This is a genomic window from Staphylococcus pasteuri (assembly GCF_003970495.1).
GTDB classification, from domain to species: Bacteria; Bacillota; Bacilli; order Staphylococcales; family Staphylococcaceae; genus Staphylococcus; species Staphylococcus pasteuri.
The window spans coordinates 1-687 of record NZ_RXWW01000087.1; the positions used below are offsets into that span (position 1 = coordinate 1).

Consider the following 687-nt stretch of genomic DNA (forward strand, 5'->3'; position numbering starts at 1 on the left):
CTCCTTTTTTTGATAAGTATTAATAAAAATAAAACGGAAGTCATAAATAAAAAATATAAAAATTAATTGAGGTATAGCTATCATATTCTCATCAATAGAAATTTCAAATTGATCATTCGTTTTTTTAGAATTTAAAATATAAGAATCATAATTAGGTAAATTCATTATATAAAGACTGTATAAGATATAACATAATAAATTAAACAGACTATTTGTAATCATAAATTGATAGTGTTTGTTACAGTAAAAAATAAAAACACCCGTAATAATAGTAGGAATTAAAAGCGTTAATATTGATGCAAGGTAAACATTAATATTGAATTGAAAATAACACATTATCCCGTAAAATATTGAAATTAAAATAAAAGTAGAAAAATAATATTTCATTAATTCACCTCAAATAAGTTAATAGTAAATTATAAATCCAATGTGTAATTATACTAAAACTTAAATTTATATTATAACGAATAAAATATAATATTATACTGCTTGGAAACCTATTAATCAAATTAATTAAAAAAGGTTCATTTAGATGTAATAAAAAAGCAAATAAAATTGAACCAATTATCGATATAAGTACTATATTAAATTCCTTACTAAGTATTTTGTATATTATATGTCTAAATAAATATTCCTCTCCAATAGCTACACATAGGAAATAAAATGTTATTAAATAGTCTTTAGTAA

Annotated in this window: 2 protein-coding genes; both read right to left on the minus strand. The window is 19.5% G+C overall.

Features of this window, described 5'->3' with window-relative positions; genetic code table 11:
• Nucleotides 1-387: Msa family membrane protein (locus tag CD121_RS12325; RefSeq protein ID WP_218957802.1), on the minus strand; the 387-nt coding region annotated here is incomplete at its 3' end.
• Nucleotides 388-391: 4 nt separating this feature from the next.
• Entirely contained in the window at nucleotides 392-670 is a 279-nt protein-coding gene (locus CD121_RS11285) for a CPBP family intramembrane glutamic endopeptidase (RefSeq protein WP_257214299.1), read from the minus strand.
• Between the last annotated feature and the right edge of the window lie 17 nt (nucleotides 671-687).